Here is a 20311-nt window from a genome sequence, read left to right as displayed (position 1 = left end):
CGTGCCCGAATTGCCCGAGGTCGAGGTCGTTCGGCGCGGTCTCGCCGATCATGCGGTCGGCCGGGCGATCGAGACCGTCACCGTCACCCACCCGCGTGCCGTGCGCAGGCACGTCGCGGGTGGTGCTGATCTGGCGGCACGGCTCACCGGACTGCGGATCGACTCCGCGCAGCGACGCGGAAAATATCTCTGGCTCACCTTCGACGAGCCCGATACCGCCCTGGTCGTGCATCTGGGCATGAGCGGTCAGATGCTGGTGCAACCCGCCGACGCGCCCGTCGAGAAGCACGCGCACATCCGGGCAGTGCTCGGTGACGGCGCCGAATTGCGATTCGTCGACCAGCGCACCTTCGGTGGTTGGGCGCTGGCCGACCTCGTCGAGGTGAACGGGACCGTGGTGCCCGATTCCGTGGCCCACATCGCGCGCGATCCACTCGACCCACTCTTCGACCGCGAAGCCGTGGTCGCGGCCATCCGCGCCAAGAACACCGAGATCAAACGCGTGCTGCTCGATCAGACGGTGATCTCGGGCATCGGCAACATCTACGCCGACGAGGCGCTGTGGCGGGCCGGTCTGCACGGCACCCGCGTCGCCGCCGATCTCACCCGCCCGGTCCTGCGCACCCTGCTCGACGGGGTCACCGCGGTCATGACCGAGGCGCTGGCCGTCGGCGGCACCTCCTTCGACGCCCTGTATGTGAATGTGAACGGCGAATCCGGCTATTTCTCCCGGTCATTGGCCGCCTACGGGCGCGAGGACGAACCGTGCGATCGGTGCGCGACGCTGCTGGTTCGGGAACAATTCATGAATCGGTCGTCGTTTTCCTGTCCCAAGTGTCAACGGAAGCCGCGCCGCCGCTGATCCGGGCACGCTAACGTTTCTCCTGACAGGTCGTGACAGACCGGGTCCGTGCAGGGAGGACGTTATGCGCAAGCTGACCTATTTCGTGGCATCGACAATCGACGGCTTCATCGCCGCCGAGGACGGAACGCTGGACTTCTTTCCGGTAGGCGGTGACCACGGTCCCGCGATCATCTCGCAGTATCCGGAAACCCTGCCGACCAAGGTGCGCGAGGCCCGCGGGATCGCGGCGGGCAACATCTACTTCGACACCGTGATCATGGGCCGCAAGACCCACGATTTCGGCGTCCGCACCGGCACCGCCAGCCCGTATGAGCACCTGCGCCAATATGTGGTGTCCACGACGCTGCCCGAAGCGCCGGCGCCGGGCGTGGAACTGATCGCCGAGGACCCGACCGCCGCGGTGCGCGAACTCAAACGCGAGGACGGACTGGGGATCTGGCTCTGCGGTGGCGGTGAACTGGCGCAGACGCTGCTGCCCGAGATCGACCAGGTGTTCTTGAAGCTGCACCCGGTGGTGCTCGGTACCGGAAGGCCGTTGTTCGGCGGCGGGGCGAAACTGCCCGCGCCGGAGCGGTTCCGGGTGATCACCAGCCGGGTGTACGCCGACGGCGTCGCGTTCCTCAAGTACGGCCGGATCAAGTAGCCGCGATGATATCGGCGGCGAGTCCGGGTCCGGTGGCGGCGCTGCGTGAGGTCGGGTTCTGGCTCGAACGCGGTCGTGCCGAAACGCACCGGGTGAAGGCCTACCGCCGCGCCGCCGATGTCGTCGCCGGACTCGCCGACGCCGAGTTCGCCACTCGCGCGAGCGAACACAGCTGGCGCGAGCTCGCCGGGATCGGGCCGAAGACGGCGGCCATCATCGAACAAGCCTGTGCCGGTGAGGTTCCCGACTATCTGGCCGAGCTCCGCAAGGAGGCGAAGCCGATCGCACCGGCGGGCGAGGAGTTGCGCGCCGCGCTACGGGGGGATCTACACACCCACTCGGACTGGTCCGATGGTGGAAGTCCGATCGCGGAGATGATGGGTGTCGCGGCCGCGCTCGGCCACGAATACTGCGCGCTGACAGACCATTCGCCCCGACTCAAGGTCGCCAACGGCCTGTCCGCCGACCGGCTCCTGCGTCAACTCGACGTGATCGCCGAACTCAACGAGCAGATGGCGCCGTTTCGCATCCTCACCGGCATCGAGGTCGACATCCTCGACGACGGCACCCTCGACCAGCGGGCAGATCTCCTCGAACGCCTGGATGTCGTTGTCGCCAGCGTGCATTGGCACCTGCGCGACGACAGCGCCACCATGACCAAACGCATGGTCTACGCGGTCGCGAACCCCAACGTCGATATCCTCGGCCACTGCACCGGCCGCCTCGTGGAAGGGGCCAGAGGCACCCGCCCCGAGTCGTCGTTCGACGCCGAACTCGTCTTCGAAGCCTGCCGCCGCTACGGCACCGCCGTCGAAATCAACAGCCGCCCCGAACGCCGTGATCCACCTGGGCGTTTGATCGAACTGGCCGTCGAGATGGACTGCCTGTTCAGCATCGACACCGACGCCCACGCACCGGGCCAACTGGCCTGGCAGGGTTACGGATGCGAGCGGGCACTGGCCCACGGGGTCACCGCCGAGAAGGTGATCGACACCTGGCCGGTCGAGGAGCTGCTGGCCTGGTGTCGGGAATCCGTTGGGTGAAGTCTTGCCCAACAACTGATCTCACCTCCGATCGGTCGTCGGCGGCCTGGTAGATATCAACTCAGCCGATGGTGGCTGAGTGCGGGGGGTCCGATGAACGTTCCTATTGAGATCGTGCTGTCCGGGGCGGGAATCGTGGTCGCGTCGGCCGCATTCGTGCGCGAGTTCGTCCTGGTCGGGCGTCGGCGGCTGGGTTACCGCGTGCAGATGGATACGCCGGTCACCGGTGAGACCGAATCCGCTTCGCTGGTCGGCGCGCTGCGGAATCTGAGCACCCCGGAGATCCCCGGAATGCCGCTGGATCTTTCGAGGCTGTCGGTGGTGCTGGTTCGCGTCGAGAACAGTGGCACCCTCGCTATCGACGCCGACGACTACCGGATGCGCAGCCCCGAATCCGCGCTGATCGGGCTGCACGTCACCTTTCCCGGTCGGGAGGTGATCGGCATGGCGGTGACCGAACTCGAGGGGGTATTGCCCGACAACCTCGGTCCGGGTTCTGGCATCGGGAAGCGGACGCGGGGCGAGGGCCCGCGCTTCGAGGGCATCATCGACCTGCCGAAGGTGCCACTCGAACGAGGCCAGCATTACAAGATTCTGGCGGTGCTGAGGCGCGAACACGGCACAGGAGTGCCGGCGGAACCGATCCTGACCGGGGCGGTCAAGGGCGGCAAGGTTGTCGAGACCAAGAGCAAGACGGGGCCGTCGCGAAAGCTCATGGCGCTGTGCGGATTCCTGGTAGCGCTGATCACGGTCCAGGCTGTTCTCGCGCTGCAACCGGATCCGCCGCCGCGCGACTGTGCCGCAGGTGAACTCACCGTCGTCGGCTCGACGGCGATGGCGCCGATGATCCGCAAAGCCGCGCAGGACTACGAGAAGACTTGTACCGAAGCGAAATTCACCTTCGCGTTCGCGGGGACCGAACCGGGTCTGCGTACCCTGGCTCGCGGCGGTCAGACGCAGAACACGCTCGCGATCGGTGACGGCTCCAAGGGCAATTCCTTCGAAGCCCTGACCGAACGTCCACTGGCGCTGGGCTCGTTCTCGATGGTGGTGCACCCCGGCGTCGGCCTGACGAACCTCACGGCTGCGCAGATCCGAGGCCTCTACCGGGGAGATGTGCAGAACTGGAACCAGATCGGCGGCCCCGACCTGCCGGTGGTGCTGATCGATCGGACCGCGGGCTCGGGTACCCGGCGCGCGCTCGAATCCCGCCTACTCGAGGGCAACCGCAAGGTGTTTCCCTACACCAGTTGCATCGGGATGGCGGCCGGTGGTGCGCAATGCGAGGTCGACCTCACGGACGAAGTGGCAACATTCGTTGCCAAAATTCCTGGCGCAGTGGGCTACATGGAGACCTCAGCCGTCGGCGCCGACGTCAGGGCGGTGTCGATCGACGGTGTCGGTGCTTCGGCGGACTCGATGCGGGCGGGTCGGTATCCCTTCGTCGGAGTCGAGTACGCCCTCACCCACGGTCCGGTCGCCGGTGATTCGCTGGTAGCCCAGTTCATCGACTATCTGACCCACGGTAAGGCCAGGCTCACCATGATCGAGTTCGGAAATATTCCGTGTGTAGATCCCGTAGAGCCCGCCGTCTGTACGCCGTAGACCGCATCTGACCGCGTAATCTCCTGTCAGGCTGTAGGAATCGAGACCGAACATTTCCAGCAACACGCTGGTTTACTCTGCGGTAGCGGGGTACGTTCCTTGACGGCCCCTCTGTTCAGGCGGGCACCCGAAACGGTGCGCATTGCGTCTGGCCAGGCCAACCATGCCCCATGGACGGCGGTGAAGCTCTCGTCTCCACCTCCGCCGAGGCGGCCATCTCTTGTTCGCGCAAGTGTTGCGAGGTTGCGTCCCTGGAAGGAAGGTCATGAGTACAGACACGTCGGCAATGTCGCCGACCGGTTTGTCCGCGTCCGATCTCTATTCGATCGATCACCACGGTGGTCCACTGCGGATCGCGATGGTTGTCCCACCCTATTTCGATGTCCCGCCCAAGGCCTACGGCGGCGTCGAGGCCGTAGTCGCCGATCTGGTCGACTCGCTGTGCGAGCGCGGCCATCACGTCACACTGTTCGGTGCGGGTATAGATGGTACCCAAGCGAACTTCGTTCCGCTGTGGGACCGGATTCAGCCTGAACGTTTGGGCGATCCGTTCCCGGAAATCGTGCACGCGCTGCGGGTGCGCCGCGCCATCGAGCGGCTGGCCGATACCGAAGGCATCGACCTGGTCCACGACCACACTTTCGCGGGCCCGCTGAACGCGCCCGCCTACGCCAATCTCGGGTTGCCGACGGTGGTCACCGTGCACGGCCCGGTGCAGGACGACTGCTACCGCTATTACAAGGAACTGGGCCAGGAGTGTTCGCTCGTCGCGATCAGCGACCGTCAGCGCGCGCTGGCGCCCGATCTGCCGTGGGCGGGCCGGGTGCACAACGCGCTGCGGCCCGATCAGTGGCCGTTCGAGACCGAGAAGCAGGACTACGCGCTGTTCCTCGGCCGTTTCAGCGACGACAAGGGTCCGCATCTGGCGCTCGACGCCGCCCACGCCGTCGGCATGCCGCTGATCCTGGCGGGCAAATGCAGTGAGTCGCCCGAGAAGGCCTACTTCGAGGAGTTCGTGCGCCCGCGGATGACCGACCAGGATCAGATGTTCGGTCTCGCCGACGCGGCCGCCAAGCGTAAACTCCTGTCCGGAGCAAAGTGTCTGCTGTTCCCCATTCGATGGGAGGAGCCGTTCGGCATGGTGATGATCGAGGCGATGATCTGCGGAACGCCGGTGGTCGCGTTGCGCGGCGGTGCGGTGAGCGAAGTGGTGGTCGACGGGGTGACGGGGCGGATCTGTGACGATCCCTCCGAACTGCCCGCCGCCATCGCCGAAGTCCAGACCTACGATCCGGCCCTGTGCCGGAAGCACGTGGTCGACAACTTCAGCGCCGACACCCTCGGCCGCGGCTACGAACAGGTGTACCGGGAACTGCTCGCCCGCACCACGATCGGTTACGACACCGCGTATGCGATGCCGTTGCCCATCGGGGTGGCGGCCAACGGGCGCGCATGAGCACGGACAGCGCCTCGGCGCCGAGCCCCTTCAACGCGGGGGAACCCGCGGGGCTCGGTGGCGGTGGCGGCAACATCACCCTTGTCGAAGGCGGCACGTTCTGCCTGTCCGACCGACTCGGCGATATCGAGCCGGGTAAGCCGCAGGGCCTGTTCTTTCGTGACGCCAGGGTGATTTCGCGCTGGGAGCTGATGATCGACGGCAAACGGCCCGAGGCGCTGTCGGTGCTGAGCCCGGAGGCCTTCGCGGCACGGTTCGTGCTGCGCAGGCCTCCGCAGCAGGGTCGGGCCGACAGCACCCTGCTCGTGGTGCGTGATCGGCTCGTCGCCGAGGGCATGCACGAGCTGATCACGCTGGAGAACATGAGCCGCGAGGCGACGGCGGTGGTTCTGGAGCTGCACGTCGACGCCGATTTCGTCGACCTGTTCGCGGTGAAGGAAGGCCGCACGCACGGGCGCCGCGCGGAGATGACGACCACCGACGGTGAACTGCTGCTCCACGACCGTGCCGATCTGTCGCGTGGGCTCGCGCTCACCTCGACCATCGAGCCGATGGTGTTGCCCGGCACCATGATCTGGCGGGTGGTGGTCCCGGCGGGCGGGCGCTGGCAGACCGAGATCACCGCACAACCGGCGGGCGCCGCGCAGCGCCCGCAGACCAGCGGCACGCCGGGCGAGCGCTACCGGGCGAGCGAGCCGGTGCGCAAGATCCAGGCGTGGCGGGCCACCGCCACCGATATCTCCGCCGATTCGGGTCTGCTCAACCAGATCCTGCGCCGCAGTGAAAGCGATCTGGGCGCGTTGCAGATCCACACCGATTCGGGCACCAACCGGCCCTTCGTGGCGGCGGGCGCGCCGTGGTTCATGACGCTGTTCGGCCGCGACTCGCTGCTCACGGCATGGATGTCGTTGCCGCTGGAAACCGATCTGGCACTGGGTACTTTGCAGCAGCTGGCCGAGTTGCAGGGCCAGACGATCGACCCGCTCGTGGAGGAGGAGCCGGGCCGGATCATGCACGAGATGCGGCGCGGCCCCTCGGTGGGTCAGGTGCTCGGCGGGCAGATCTATTACGGAACGGTCGACGCCACACCGCTTTTCGTGATGCTGCTCGCCGAATGTCTACGGTGGGGCGCGGATCCGGGATCGATCGCCACCCTGCTGCCCGCGGCCGACGCCGCGATCAGCTGGATCACCGATTTCGGTGACCGCGACGACGACGGTTTCGTCGAGTACGTGCGCGCCACCGACCGCGGCCTGATCAATCAGGGCTGGAAGGACAGCTTCGACGGAATCAACGACGCCGCGGGACATATCGCCGAAGCGCCGATCGCCTTGGCCGAGGTGCAGGGGTATGTGTACGCGGCGTTCCTTGCCCGCGCGGAACTGGCCGACCAGTTCGACGACCCCGATCTGGCCGTGCGGATGCGGGAGCGGGCCGACGAGTTGCGCACCAAGTTCGCCGAACAGTTCTGGCTACCCCACTACGGCTGGTACGCGGTGGCCTTGGACGGTCGCAAGCGTCAGGTCGACGCGTTGACCAGCAACGCGGCGCACTGTCTGTGGTCGGGCATCGCGACCGACGAACACGCCGAGATCCTGATCCGGAATCTGGCTCGGGCAGAGATGGATTCGGGATTCGGCCTGCGGACCTTGGCGTCGGATATGGGCGCCTACAACCCGATGAGTTACCACAGCGGGTCGATCTGGCCGCATGACACGGCGATCGCTGTCGCCGGGTTGATGCGATACCAGCATGTGCCGGGCGCGGTGGAACTGGCCACGAAGCTGTCGGGTGGGCTGCTCGATGCCGCCGCCGCGTTCGACGGTCGACTGCCCGAGTTGTTCTGTGGTTTCCCTCGGTCGAGATTCGCGGCACCCGTGCCGTACCCGACCTCGTGTTCGCCGCAGGCGTGGGCGAGTGCGGCGCCGTTGCTGCTGGTTCGATCGTTCCTCGGGCTCGATCCCGATGTGCCGGCCAAGACATTGACGTTGCGGCCGCAGGTGCCCCCGGCGTGGGGGTGTGTGCGGATGTCGGAGTTCCGGCTGGGCGAGGGGGTGACGGTGGATCTCGAAGTGTGTGGGTCCGCGGTGACCGTGACCGGTCTGCCGGATGGTTGGGCATTGGTGACAGACGAGGACTAGCGCGACAAGCGAATCGGGGCCGGATCTGTCCAGATCCGGCCCCGATCGCTGTTATTCAGCCCGCGAACGGGTAGCGGGCGTCGAGATCGAGGTTGAGTTCGACGACGTTCACTCGCGGCTCACCGAGGAAACCGAGTGTGCGCCCGTCGGTGTGCGCGTCGAGGAGCTCACGGACCTGCGTGGCGGTGATGCCGCGCGCCTTCGCCACCCGCTCGACCTGGATGGCCGCGTACTCGGGGGAGATATGCGGGTCGAGGCCGCTGCCGCTCGCGGTGACAGCGTCGGCGGGCACCGCTGGATCGGCGGAGGCGTCCCCGATGATCGGGATGATCCGGCCGACCGAGTAGTCCTCACCTTCCTTCGCGCACTCCACGGCGACACCGCGGAACGTGGTGAGGAACGGTTGCGCGGGGCAGAGTTCGTTGACGCTGACCACCTGCACCGGCCGTGACACATCACCATCGGTGTCACGCGGGCCGATCACCGAAAGCACGGAGCCGACACCGTCTTTCGTGCAGAACTGGCGGGTGCCGTCGACCCCCTCACGGTCGCCGACCTCCTTCGAGCGCGCGCACACGGTGGTGAGCAGGCTCGTGCGATCGGCCGAGTCGACGACATCTTCCGGACCGAGGTTGCTCGCGCCGGTGGACAGCGGGTCATAGCCGTCGCCCGCGGCAGACGGGCGACTCTGGAAGTACTGACCCATCGCCTTGCCGTCGGCGTCGGTGAACGACTGCCCGATCAGGCTGGAGCCCATCAGTTTGCCGTCCCGCTCGATGAGCGAGCCGTTGGCCTTGTCGTCGAGCCCGGGCAGCTGCGCGATCGCGAAAACCGCCACGGGATACACGATTCCGGTGATCACGGTCAGCACGAGCAGGGCGCGCAGGGCGGCCAGGTGCTGGCGGATCCAGGTAGACATACGCATTTCAGGACATCCCGGGGAGGAGTTGGACGAACAGATCGATGATCTTGATGCCGAGGAACGGCGCGATGATGCCGCCGAGGCCGTAGATCGTCAGGTTGCGGCTCAACAGCTTCGAGGCATTGCTCGGCCGGTAGTTGACACCGCGCAGCGCCAGTGGAATGAGCGCCACGATGATGATCGCGTTGAAGATGACCGCGGACAGGATCGCCGACTGCGGGCTGGCCAGGCGCATGATGTTGAGTGCGTCCAGGCCGGGGAACAGTGCCACGAACAGCGCGGGAATGATCGCGAAGTACTTGGCGATGTCGTTGGCGATGGAGAACGTGGTGAGTGCGCCGCGGGTGATCAGCAACTGCTTGCCGATCTCCACGATCTCGATCAACTTGGTCGGGTCGGAGTCCAGATCGACCATGTTGCCCGCCTCTTTGGCGGCCGAGGTACCGGTGTTCATCGCTACGCCCACGTCGGCCTGCGCCAGCGCGGGAGCGTCGTTGGTGCCGTCGCCGGTCATCGCGACGAGTCGGCCACCGTCCTGCTCCTTCTTGATCAGGGCGAGCTTGTCCTCCGGCGTCGCTTCGGCGAGGAAGTCGTCCACGCCCGCTTCGTCGGCGATCGCTTTGGCCGTCAACGGGTTGTCGCCGGTGATCATCACCGTGCGGATGCCCATGCGGCGCATCTCGTCGAAGCGTTCCCGCATGCCCTGTTTGACGACATCCTTGAGGTGGATGACGCCGAGCAGTCGTGGGGTGCCGTCCTTGACCTCACCGACCACCAGCGGTGTACCGCCGGACGCGGAGATGCCGTCGACGATTGCCGAGGCCTGCTCGGGAACCGAACCACCCTGGGCGCGAACCCATTCGATGACGGCGCCAGCTGCCCCCTTGCGCAGTTGGTGCCCGTCGGCGAGGTCGACACCCGACATGCGGGTCTGCGCGGTGAATTCCACCCAGGTGGCACCCGGCAGTTCCCCCGCGCTGCGTTCGCGCTTGTTGAACGTCTGCTTGGCGAACACGACGATCGACCGCCCCTCCGGCGTCTCGTCGGCGAGGCTGGAGAGCTGGGCCGCGTCGGCGAGTTCGTCGTCGAGAATTCCTGGCACCGGCACGAATTCGGCGGCCTGACGGTTGCCGAGGGTGATGGTGCCGGTCTTGTCGAGCAGCAGCGTGTTCACATCGCCCGCGGCCTCCACCGCGCGGCCCGACATGGCCAGCACATTGCGCTGCACGAGGCGGTCCATCCCGGCGATACCGATGGCCGAGAGCAGTGCGCCGATGGTGGTCGGGATGAGGCAGACCAGCAGCGAGACCATCACGATCCCGGTGATGCCGTGCGCGTCCAGTGCCGAAGTATCCGGCACCCCGGGGTTGTTCGACTTGGCGAAGATCGCCAAGGGCTGCAGCGTGGTCACCGCGAACACGAAGATAATCGTGAGGGCGGCCAGCAGGATGTTGAGCGCGATCTCGTTGGGCGTCTTCTGCCTGCTCGCGCCTTCGACGAGCGCGATCATCTTGTCGATGAAGCTGGCCCCCGGCTCCTGGGTGATCTTGACGACGATCCGGTCCGAGAGCACCGTGGTGCCGCCGGTGACCGCGGAACGGTCGCCACCGGATTCGCGGATCACCGGCGCGGACTCACCGGTGATCGCCGATTCGTCCACCGAGGCGATGCCTTCGACGACGTCACCGTCACCGGGGATGACCTGGCCGGCCTCCACGACGACGAAGTCACCGCGACGCAGTTCGGGCGCGGCGACCCGTTCCTCGACAATTCGCCCACCGGGTGTCCAGTCGGCCAATCGGCGAGCGACGGTGTCGGTCTTGGCTTTTCGCAGGCTCTCGGCCTGCGCTTTGCCGCGTCCTTCGGCGACGGCCTCGGCCAGGTTCGCGAAGATGACCGTAAGCCACAGCCAGACGACGATCGCCCAGGAGAAGAAGCTCGGATCGGCGATCGCCAGGATGGTCGACCACACCGCGCCGATCTCGACGATCAGCATGACGGGGTTCTTCCACAGTGTCCGTGGGTCGAGCTTGCGGACCGCGTCGGGCAGTGAGGTGAGCAGCAGCTTCGGGTCGAGGACGCCCTTGCGCACGCCCTTGGTCCGCGGCGTGGCCGGGGATTCGAGTGCGGGAGTTGTCATTTCAGTGAATTCCTTCGGCGAGCGGCCCGAGCGCGAGGGCGGGCAGGAAGGTGAGCGCGACCAGGATCACCGTCACACCGACGACCATGCCGACGAACTGCGGCCGGTGCGTCGGCAGCGTGCCGATCGACGCGGGCGTGGTGCCCTGTTTGGCGAGTGAACCGGCCAGTGCCAGCACGAAGATGATCGGCAGGAACCGGCCGAACACCATGGCCAGGCCGAGCGCGGTGTTGTACCACTCGGTGTTGCCGGTGAGACCGGCGAAGGCGGAACCGTTGTTGTTGGCCGCGGAGGTGAAGGCGTACAGCACTTCCGAGAGGCCGTGTGGACCGCTGTTGAGCATGCTCGCCCGTTCGCCGGGCAGTGCCATCGCGACGGACGTGCCGATCAGCACGATCAGCGGGCTCACCAGGAAATAGGAAGCGGCCAGCTTGATTTCGCGTGGAGTGATCTTCTTGCCGAGGTACTCGGGCGTGCGACCGACCATCAGACCGGCCACGAACACCGTGATCACCGCGAGGATCAGCATGCCGTAGAGGCCGGAGCCGACACCGCCGGGCGCCACCTCGCCCAGCTGCATGTTGAACATCGTCATCATGCCGCCGAGGCTGGTGTAGGAATCGTGGAACGAGTTGACCGCGCCGGTCGAGGTGAGCGTGGTAGCGCCGGCGAAGGTGGCCGAATCGGCCACGCCGAAACGGGTTTCCACGCCTTCCATCGACGCGCCGATCGCGGTCGGCACCGTGCCGTGGGCCCGCAGCTGGAAGAAGTTGGTCAGCGTGATGCTGGCCAGGGCGATCGTGCCCATCACCGCCACGATCGCGTAGCCCTGCTTGGTGCTGCCGACCATCCGGCCGAACGTGCGCGGCAGCGAGAACGAGATCACCAGGAGCAGGAAGATCTCCAGGAAGTTCGTCCAGGTCGACGCGTTCTCGAACGGGTGCGAGGAGTTGGCGTTGTAGAAGCCGCCACCGTTGGTGCCGAGTTCCTTGATCACTTCCTGGCTGGCCACGGGCCCGCCGGTGATCGTCTGCTCGGCGCCGCCGATGGTCTGCGCGACCTGGTCGTGCAGGTGGAAGTTCTGGATGACGCCACCGGCGACCAACACGATCGCGAACACGAACGCGATCGGCAGCAGGATGCGCAGGGTGCCGCGCACCAGGTCGACCCAGAAATTGCCCAGCTCACCGGTGTGGCGGCGGGCGAAACCGCGCACCAGGGCCACCGCCACCGCCATGCCGACGGCCGCGGAGACGAAGTTCTGCACCGCCAGACCGGCCATCTGCACCAGGTGGCCCTGGGTGGACTCGCCGGAGTAGTTCTGCCAGTTGGTGTTGGTGACGAAGCTGACCGCGGTATTCCACGCCAGCGCCGGGGTCATCTCGGTGCCCGGATCGTTGAGATGCAGCGGCAGCGCGCCCTGGACCAGCTGGAAGAAGAACAGGAACAGGATGCCGACCGCCGAGAACGCCAGCACACTGCGGGCGTAGACACCCCAGGTCTGCTCGACCTCGGGTTTCGCGCCGATGGCCCGGTAGATCAACCGCTCGACGCGGGAGTGCTTGTCACTGCTGTAGACCCGGTACATGTAGTCGCCGAGCGGCACGTGCACCAGGGCCAGCGTGATGACCAGGGCCGCTACGAAGGCGATCCCCGCTGTTGTCGTGTTCACCTAGAACCTCTCGGGGAAAAGCAGGGCCGCGGCCATGTACACGGCGACGAGAACGGCCAGGACGAGACCGACAAGGTTCGCGATCACAGCTTCTCCACCCCCCGCTGGATCAAGCCCAGCAGCGCGAAGATCGCCACGGTGAGCACCGTGAACACCACGACAGACATTTCCAACCTCCTTGTGCTCCGAGGTGGAGCAACTAAGTGAGTGAAACGCCGGACGGCGGCTCGGCGTGGTTTCCTTACGACTCCTTAGCGCCCGGCGGCCCGGCCTTTGCGGAATGTTGACGCGGGCGACCAGCTGATGTGAGGATGCCGTCAAGGCCGGGCCGATAGCCGTCAACACACCGTAAAGATCGAGATCAACCCGCATATCGCGCGGTAGGAATTGGTGTACCGGGAGGCGAAGGGCGCCCGGGTCCCTTGTTCATGGAAAGTGAGATCGCGGTGTCTGTTGTGACCCTTGCGGTGATCTTCGGTTTCGTCGGGTCGCTGCTGCTGATCCGCGTACTCGGTCGGTTGAACGCCTCGCACGCGCCGATGATGACGGTCGGCGTCCTGCCGGTGCGCCGTTCGGCTCCGGCTCGTCGGCACGCGATGATGGACAGGTGAAACGCGGACAACTGCGCATCTACCTCGGTGCGGCGCCGGGCGTGGGCAAGACCTACGCCATGCTCGGCGAGGCGCATCGGCGCCTGGAACGCGGCCGGGATGTGGTCGCGGCCGTCGTGGAGACGCACGGGCGTAAGAAGACCGCCGAACTGCTGGAAGGCATCGAGCGGATTCCGCCCAAGATGGTCTCCTATCGAGGGACCGAGCTGCCCGAACTCGATGTCGACGCGGTGCTCACGCGCAAGCCCGCGGTGGTGCTGGTCGACGAACTGGCGCATACGAACGCACCGGGCAGCGTGCACGAGAAGCGCTGGCAGGACGTGGAGCAACTCCTGGCCGCGGGTATCGACGTGATCTCCACGGTGAACGTGCAGCACCTCGAGAGCCTCAACGATGTGGTCGCCCAGATCACCGGTATCGAGCAGCGCGAGACCGTGCCCGATGCCGTGGTGCGCGGCGCCGATCAGGTGGAACTGGTCGATCTGACACCGGAAGCGTTGCGGCGCAGGCTTTCCCACGGCAATGTCTACGCCGCCGACAAGGTCGACGCGGCGCTGCGCAACTACTTCCGGCCCGGCAATCTCACCGCGCTGCGTGAACTCGCGCTGCTGTGGCTGGCCGACCAGGTGGACGCGGCGCTGGCCCGGTACCGGGCCGACCACAAGATCACCGAGCTGTGGGAGGCGCGCGAACGCGTCGTCGTCGCGGTCACCGGTGGTCCCGAGTCGGAGACGGTGGTGCGCCGGGCCGGGCGGATCGCGTCCAAGTCCAGTGCCGATCTGGTTGTGCTCCACGTGGTGCGCGGCGACGGGCTGGTCGGGGTCTCGACCGAGCGGATGGCAAAGCTCCGTGATCTCGCCGCCGGTCTCGGCGCCTCGCTGCATACAGTGACCGGCGACGACGTGCCCTCCGCACTGCTCGATTTCGCGCGCGAGGTCAACGCCACCCAGTTGGTGCTCGGCACCTCACGACGTTCGCGCTGGGCGCGGATGCTCGACGAGGGCATCGGCTCCACCGTGGTGCAGCGCTCGGGCAAGATCGACGTGCACATGGTGACCCACGAGGAAGCCAATCGCGGGCTGCGCAGGCATTGGCTGCGTCCGCGGCGGCCGGTGAGCGCGTGGCCGGCCGCGATCGTCGTGCCGGTGCTGGTGAGCGTGATCTGCGGGCTGTTGCTCGACGGGTGGCTCCAGCTCGGCGGGCTCAGCGCCATGTTCTTCGTGGGTGTGGTCGCGGTCGCGCTGTTCGGTGGGGTGCTGCCCGCTGTCATGTCGGCGTTGCTGTCGGGACTGCTGCTGAACTGGTTTTTCACCTCACCGCGCTACAGCCTCACCATCGCCGAGCCGGACAACTTCGTCACTGTGGTCGTGCTGCTCATCGTCGCGGTCGCCGTGGCAGCGCTCGTCGATGTGGCCGCCAAGCGAACACTGCAGGCGCGCAAGGCATCTCGGGAAGCGGAGCTGCTGACGATGTTCGCCGGATCCGTGCTGCACGGCGCCGACCTGCCCAACCTGCTCGAGCAGGTTCGCGAAACCTATGGCCAGCGCGCGGTGAGCGTGCAGTGCGGGGACCAGATCGTCGCCGCGGTCGGCGCCGAGCCGCCGACGCGACCGTCCGAAGCCGAGACCGTCATCGAAGCGGGTGACGCGCAGAGTCACTTGCTGCTGGCCGGGCGGGCGATCGACTCCACGGATCGGCCGGTGCTCAACGCCGTCGCCAACCAGGCGGTCGGGCTGGTGCGTCAGGCTCGGCTGGCGGAGGAAGCCAGTGCGGCGGCGGCGCTCTTGGAAGCCGACCGGCTGCGCCGCGCGCTGCTGTCGGCGGTCAGCCACGACCTGCGCACGCCATTGGCGGGGGCGAAAGCGGCCGTGTCCAGCCTGCGCAGCGACGACATCGAATTCTCGGCCGAGGACACCGGTGAACTGCTGGAAGCGATCGAGGAGTCCGTCGACCAGTTGACCGCGCTGGTCGGCAACCTGCTCGACTCCTCGCGACTGGCCGTCGGGGTCGTCACGCCGCAGTTGCGGCAGGTATACATGGACGAGGCGGCGCATCGCGCGCTGGTGAGCGTCGGTATGGGCACCCGTGGGCTGCGCCGGGCGGCGATGGCGCGGGTGAAGGTCGAGGTCGGTGAGGTTTCCGTGCTGGCCGACAGCGGCCTGCTCGAACGCGTATTGGCCAACCTGATCGACAACGCCCTGCGGCATTCGGGCCGCGAGTCGCCCGTGCGGGTCACCGCCGAACACGACGGCGACCGAGTGTCGATCGCCGTCGTCGACATCGGCCCCGGGGTCCCGTCGGGCACCGAGGAGCAACTGTTCGAACCCTTCCAACGCCTCGGCGACCGCGACAACACCACCGGCGTCGGCCTCGGCCTCTCGGTCGTGCGTGGTTTCGTGGAGGCGATGGGCGGCACCGTCCACGCCGAGCCGACCCCGGGCGGCGGCTTGACCATGCTCGTCGACCTGCCATCGGGAACACCCGCGGTGGACCCCCCAGTCGACGCCCGAGGAAAGTGAGCACATGGGTAACCCACCGGGGACCGGCGCACCTGCCGGCGCCCACGACCGCCGGTCGCCGACGTCGCACGACGACGCGAGTGAGACCGGCTCGCCGACGCGGGCAGGCGGGCAGGCTCCGCCGATCAAGGTGCTGGTGGTGGACGATGAGCCGCAGATCGTGCGTGCTCTGCGGATCAATCTGTCGGTGCGCGGGTACGAGGTGATCACCGCGGGCAACGGGGCCGCCGCCTTACGCGCCGCCGCCGAGAAGCATCCCGACGTCGTCATTCTCGATCTGGGCCTGCCGGACCTGGACGGGATCGAGGTGCTGGCCGGGCTGCGCGGGTGGACCTCCGCGCCGGTGATCGTGCTGTCGGCGCGGACGGATTCGGCCGACAAAGTCGAGGCGCTCGACGCGGGCGCCGACGACTATGTCACCAAACCGTTCGGGATGGACGAACTGCTGGCTCGGCTGCGGGCCGCGGTTCGGCGTGGGGCCAGCGCGACCGACGCCGTCGATCCGGTGGTGGTCACCGACTCGTTCACCGTCGACCTCGTCGCCAAGAAGGTCACCAAGCAGGGTGCGCCGGTGCACCTGACGCCCACCGAGTGGGGCATGCTCGAGATGCTGGTGCGTAATCGCGGAAAGCTGGTGGGGCGCAAGGAATTACTGCGTGAGGTGTGGGGGCCCGCCTATGCGACCGAGACCCACTACCTGCGCGTCTACCTCGCGCAGTTGCGGCGCAAACTCGAGGACGATCCGGCCAACCCGCGCCATCTGCTGACGGAGGCTGGGATGGGATACCGCTTCCAGGAATGAGCGTGCGCCCGGTCACGTGCCCGGAATGCCGGGAGTGGCGTGGACGTTCCCAGGCGTAGATCGACCTCGAGCGAATGGCAGGATCTAGGCATGGCTGAGCAGACCGCACCCGTGACCAACGCCCCCACCGAACTGTGGGTCGAGCGCACCGGAACCCGTGCCTACACCGGGCGCAGCAACCGTGGCGCGGAGGTCTTGATCGCCTCCCAGGGTGTCCCCGGCGCCTTCACGCCCGGTGAGCTGCTCAAGATCGCGCTGGCCGGATGCACCGGGCTCAGCTCGGACCTGCCGTTGTCGCGTCGCCTCGGCGACGAGTTCGACGCCACCATCCGCGTCTCGGGCGATGCCGACCGCGAGAACGAGCTCTACCCGCAGCTCGACGAGGTCCTCGAACTGGATCTGTCCGAACTCGACGAGGCCGCCCGCGAACGACTACTGGTCACCGTGCAGCGTGCTGTCGACAAGGTGTGCACCGTCGGTCGCACGCTCAAAGCGGGCACGAAGGTGACGTTGACCTTCAATATCGACGCATGAGCGAAGAGCCGGTTCGGCTGAGCGCGTGGGTGCACGGCTACGTGCAGGGCGTGGGATTCCGGTGGTGGACGCGGTCGCGCGCACTGGAACTCGGCCTCGTCGGCTACGCGCGCAACCATCGCGACGGTCGCGTCCACGTTGTCGCCGAAGGACCACGAACGGCGGGCGAGAAATTGCTGGAACTGCTACGGTCCGGCGAAGCGCCCGATAGCTCTCGAGCCGTCGGGCACGCGACACATGGTCTGTCCGGGCGTGCTCCTGGGCGGGTAGACCTGGTTGTGGAAAGCTGGGAGCCCGCGCGGGGCGACATGACCGGATTCGAGGAGCGCTAGTGGTGACTTCGGGGGCTAGGGGCGGCAGCGGTGAGCACACAGAACCCCGGACCGCCCGATCGACCGGAACAACCCTCGAACGGCGAGCCGGGCAGGTCCCCGTGGACGCCACCCGATCCCGGCGCGGGATGGTCCGCACCGGAGGCGAGTTCGACGCCGTCCGAACCCGACGCAGGGTCGACGCCGCCTGCTTTCGGCACCGGCGGGCATCCCGTCGGCCAGCCGCAACCCGGCCGGATGGCGCGGCAGGAACCCGGCGTCACCCAGCCGCGTCCGCCGACCGTCGGCGAGGCGCGCGCCCGAGACAAGGCCCGTAAACAAGCCGAAGAGGCCGAGCGCGCGGCGGCCGTGGCGGCGGAGGAGAAGCGGCGCAACCGCAAACGCGTGATGATCGGCGGTGTCGCCATCGTCGGCGTCGCCGCGCTCGTCGGCGGCGGCTACCTCGCCTACCGGGCGATCACCGCACCCGACCAGGTGACGGCCTCGTGCGTGCAGATCGACCAGAACGGGCAGGAAGTCGTTGTCCCCGACGAGAACTGCGGCGACGGCAAGACCAATTTCCGCAGTGAGGGCTCCGGCGGTCACGGCGCCGGACTGCTGATTCTGGGCTGGCCGCAGTACCGCTACCACTACGGCGGCACACCGACCATCGGCAAGCCACCGACGGGCGGCACCTCGGTGAAACCGCGCAATGCCCAGATCACGACCAAGAGCGGCACCACGGTGCAGCGCGGCGGACTCGGCAGCAAGTCGACCGGCGGGAGTGGGTCGTAGATGCGGCGCAACAAGAGCACCCCACGCCGGGACTGGCAGCAGATCGTCGAAAAGCAGGGCCTCGTCTACGGTGCGCCGGGGCGCGATGCCAGCGGTCAGCCACGGCCGTACTGGGACGAGTCGGTGCACTACGAGTTCTCGATGGACGAGATCCTGGCGCTGGAAGCCGATGTGGAACTGCTCCAGTCGATGTGCCTGCACGCGGTCGAACACGTGGTACTCACCGAGCGTTTCGCCGATTTCGGTCTGCCGGAATGGACGTGGGCCCCGATCGCTGAATCATGGCGTCGCAGTGACCCTTACGTGTACGGCCGCTTCGATCTGCGCTACGACGCGCGTCGCCCGGCCAAGCTGCTCGAGTACAACGCCGACACTCCGACCTCGTTGCTCGAGGCCGCGATCATCCAGTGGCACTGGCTCCAGCAGGTGCATCCCGGTGGCGACCAATGGAATTCGCTGCACGAGAAGCTGGTGGAGCGCTGGACCGAACTGCGCGGCGTGCTGCCCGGTACCGAACTGCACTTCACCTGGTCGGGCGCCGACGCGACCGGCGAGGACAACGTCACCACCGCCTACATGCAGGAGACAGCGGCCGAAGCCGGTTTCGACACGGTTGCGCTGCCGATCGAGGAAGTCGGTTTCGACACCGAGCTGAACCGGTTCGTCGATCTGGCCGAGGCGCCGATCGAGGCGATCTTCAAGCTGTATCCGTGGGAGTGGATCCTCGACGACGACTTCGGCAAGCGCGTGGTCGCTAGCCTGCCCGCGACCGCGTGGATCGAACCGCTGTGGACCACGCTGCTGAGCAACAAGGCGATCCTGGCGATCCTGTGGGAGATGTATCCCGGCCACCCCAACCTGTTGCCCGCCTACCTCGACGACCCGCACGAGCTCACCGAATACATTCGCAAACCCAAGCTCGGCCGCGAGGGCGCGAACATGACCATCGTCGGCCCCGGGATGGAGACCGCGACCGGCGGCGTCTACGGCGCCGAGGGTTTCGTCTACCAATTGCTCGACCCGCTACCGGAATTCGACGGGATGCGGCCGGTGCTCGGCGCCTGGGTCGTGGGTGACACCGCGGCGGGGCTCGGCATCCGCGAGACCGCCGGCCTGATCACCGATGACGGTGCCGCGTTCGTCCCGCACCGCATCGTCGACTGAAACCACTGACCTCACAACATTGTTCGAAAGGACCACGATGACCGCCCTCGCCCTGGAATCGGGTTATTGGAGTGCGCTCGGTGAAGGCGTCGGCGCCATCATCCTGTACTGCCTGATCGGCCTCGCGCTGATGCTGATCGGCTTCTTCGCCATCGACCTGACCACGCCCGGCAACCTGCGCGACCTGGTGGTCGCGGGCAAGCCGAACGCGCTCATCGTCTCGGCGGCCGGAATGATCAGCATGGCGTTCATCGTCGTGTTCGCGGTGCTGGCCACCGGCGGCAGCGGCAAGCTGTCGGAAGGTCTGATCGCGGCGATCATCTACGGCCTGGTCGGCATCATCGCGCAGGTGATCTCGGTGCGGGTGATCGAGAAGGTCACCGGCATCGACATCGGCCGCACCCTGCACGCCGAGACGTACACCCCCGAGGTCCTCGTCGTCGCCGCCGCGCACTTCGCGCTGGGTCTCGTGGTGGCCTTCGCCATTCTCTGAGCCGGTACGATCGGTTGACATTGCACTGTGGAGGGTGGACGCTGGAAACCAGCACTCCACCGTGGATGTGACCGAGAGGACGTCGGCATGGATATCACCCCGGGTACGCGCGCGTCCGACGCCGAACGCAACGCGATCGTCGCCCAGTTGGGCACGCATCTGGCCGACGGCAGACTCGACCTGGGCGAATACGATCTGCGGGTGGCCAAGGTCTACGCGACCGCCACGCGTGACGAACTCGCCGTCGTCCTGTCCGACCTGCCGCCGTTGACGACACAGCAGCAGGCCGCGGCGCCCGCCGAGCGAAAGCCCGGTACGCGGTTCCCGATCTGGCAGCGCATCGAGGCGGGCAGCTGGCTCGGCGTGAGCGTGATCGTGCTGGTCATCTGGGGTCTGATCTCGCTCACCGCGGGCGAGCTCACCTACTTCTGGCCGATGTGGGTGATCGGCCCGTGGGGCGCGGTTCTGGTCTTCCGCGTGATCACCGGCTGGGAAGCGAGCCCTGGTACCGCAACCCATATCCGTCAGCTGCAGAAGCAGATGAAGCACATCAACCCGCACTGACCGCAAACCTGCCGCTACGTCCGCTAGGCTT

The 20311-nt window shown here is 67.0% G+C and carries 19 protein-coding genes; 15 read left to right on the top strand and 4 right to left on the bottom strand.

All coding sequences use genetic code 11. The annotated features are described in order from the left end of the window. Position 1 precedes the first annotated feature (1 nt). From mutM to ASD42_RS07425, 6 genes are all read left to right on the top strand, one after another. Positions 2-862: a bifunctional DNA-formamidopyrimidine glycosylase/DNA-(apurinic or apyrimidinic site) lyase gene (gene mutM / locus ASD42_RS07450; protein ID WP_056811911.1), complete on the top strand. Its 861-nt coding sequence runs from the start codon at positions 2-4 to the stop codon at positions 860-862. Between the two features lie 64 nt (positions 863-926). Continuing rightward, positions 927-1508, top strand: coding sequence for a dihydrofolate reductase family protein (locus tag ASD42_RS07445; RefSeq protein ID WP_056811908.1), 582 nt, complete (start codon positions 927-929; stop codon positions 1506-1508). Positions 1509-1513: 5 nt separating this feature from the next. Next, on the top strand, positions 1514-2551 hold the full coding sequence (locus tag ASD42_RS07440) for a PHP domain-containing protein (protein WP_056811905.1): 1038 nt from the start codon (positions 1514-1516) through the stop codon (positions 2549-2551). 93 nt (positions 2552-2644) lie between these two features. Beyond that, positions 2645-4156: a PstS family phosphate ABC transporter substrate-binding protein gene (locus ASD42_RS07435; protein WP_056811902.1), complete on the top strand. Its 1512-nt coding sequence runs from the start codon at positions 2645-2647 to the stop codon at positions 4154-4156. Between the two features lie 286 nt (positions 4157-4442). Continuing rightward, positions 4443-5612, top strand: coding sequence for a glycosyltransferase family 4 protein (locus ASD42_RS07430; RefSeq protein WP_056811899.1), 1170 nt, complete (start codon positions 4443-4445; stop codon positions 5610-5612). After that, positions 5609-7753, top strand: a complete 2145-nt coding sequence (locus ASD42_RS07425) for an amylo-alpha-1,6-glucosidase (RefSeq protein WP_056811896.1) — start codon at positions 5609-5611, stop codon at positions 7751-7753. The genes ASD42_RS07430 and ASD42_RS07425 overlap by 4 nt, the downstream gene beginning before the upstream one ends. Positions 7754-7808: 55 nt before the next feature. Here ASD42_RS07425 and ASD42_RS07420 read toward each other — a convergent pair whose 3' ends face one another. From ASD42_RS07420 to ASD42_RS34280, 4 genes are all read right to left on the bottom strand, one after another. Next, a complete protein-coding gene (locus ASD42_RS07420; protein ID WP_056811894.1) occupies positions 7809-8678 on the bottom strand; it encodes a potassium-transporting ATPase subunit C in 870 nt (289 codons plus the stop codon). 1 nt (position 8679) lies between these two features. After that, positions 8680-10815, bottom strand: a complete 2136-nt coding sequence (gene kdpB / locus ASD42_RS07415) for a potassium-transporting ATPase subunit KdpB (RefSeq protein ID WP_056811891.1) — start codon at positions 10813-10815, stop codon at positions 8680-8682. Between the two features lies 1 nt (position 10816). Further along, the gene (gene kdpA, locus ASD42_RS07410) at positions 10817-12487 is read right to left on the bottom strand and encodes a potassium-transporting ATPase subunit KdpA (protein WP_056811888.1); all 1671 of its coding nucleotides are present in this window, start codon (positions 12485-12487) and stop codon (positions 10817-10819) included. Between the two features lie 83 nt (positions 12488-12570). Further along, positions 12571-12654, bottom strand: a complete 84-nt coding sequence (locus ASD42_RS34280) for a potassium-transporting ATPase (RefSeq protein ID WP_067449012.1) — start codon at positions 12652-12654, stop codon at positions 12571-12573. Positions 12655-12933: 279 nt separating this feature from the next. Here ASD42_RS34280 and ASD42_RS07400 point away from each other — a divergent pair, with 279 nt between their 5' ends. The 9 genes from ASD42_RS07400 (at position 12934) to ASD42_RS07360 (ending at position 20280) form a co-directional block, all read left to right on the top strand. Continuing rightward, on the top strand, positions 12934-13098 hold the full coding sequence (locus ASD42_RS07400; protein WP_156677398.1) for a hypothetical protein: 165 nt from the start codon (positions 12934-12936) through the stop codon (positions 13096-13098). Beyond that, the gene (locus ASD42_RS07395; RefSeq protein WP_056811882.1) at positions 13095-15617 is read left to right on the top strand and encodes a sensor histidine kinase; all 2523 of its coding nucleotides are present in this window, start codon (positions 13095-13097) and stop codon (positions 15615-15617) included. Before ASD42_RS07400 ends, ASD42_RS07395 begins: the two co-directional genes overlap by 4 nt. A 130-nt stretch (positions 15618-15747) precedes the next feature. After that, entirely contained in the window at positions 15748-16419 is a 672-nt protein-coding gene (locus ASD42_RS07390) for a response regulator (RefSeq protein WP_235569449.1), read from the top strand. Between the two features lie 90 nt (positions 16420-16509). Next, positions 16510-16953, top strand: a complete 444-nt coding sequence (locus tag ASD42_RS07385) for an OsmC family protein (RefSeq protein WP_056811880.1) — start codon at positions 16510-16512, stop codon at positions 16951-16953. Continuing rightward, positions 16950-17285 carry an acylphosphatase gene (locus ASD42_RS07380; RefSeq protein WP_056811877.1) on the top strand — a complete coding sequence of 112 codons (336 nt, stop codon included), beginning with the start codon at positions 16950-16952 and terminating at the stop codon, positions 17283-17285. The genes ASD42_RS07385 and ASD42_RS07380 overlap by 4 nt, the downstream gene beginning before the upstream one ends. A gap of 30 nt (positions 17286-17315) precedes the next feature. Beyond that, positions 17316-18059 (top strand): hypothetical protein, encoded by a 744-nt coding sequence (locus ASD42_RS07375; protein WP_056811874.1) that lies wholly within the window; start codon positions 17316-17318, stop codon positions 18057-18059. After that, positions 18060-19223 (top strand): glutathionylspermidine synthase family protein, encoded by a 1164-nt coding sequence (locus ASD42_RS07370; protein ID WP_056811869.1) that lies wholly within the window; start codon positions 18060-18062, stop codon positions 19221-19223. It abuts the gene before it with no gap. A gap of 37 nt (positions 19224-19260) precedes the next feature. Continuing rightward, complete coding sequence (locus ASD42_RS07365; RefSeq protein WP_056811866.1) at positions 19261-19716, top strand: DUF350 domain-containing protein; 456 nt, start codon at positions 19261-19263, stop codon at positions 19714-19716. A gap of 87 nt (positions 19717-19803) precedes the next feature. Next, positions 19804-20280 (top strand): DUF1707 SHOCT-like domain-containing protein, encoded by a 477-nt coding sequence (locus ASD42_RS07360; RefSeq protein WP_063893571.1) that lies wholly within the window; start codon positions 19804-19806, stop codon positions 20278-20280. Positions 20281-20311 lie beyond the last annotated feature (31 nt).

Origin of the sequence: Nocardia sp. Root136 (genome assembly GCF_001427185.1) — a bacterium.
Lineage (GTDB): Bacteria > Actinomycetota > Actinomycetes > Mycobacteriales > Mycobacteriaceae > Nocardia > Nocardia salmonicida.
This window is presented reverse-complemented; position numbering and strand designations above follow the sequence as displayed.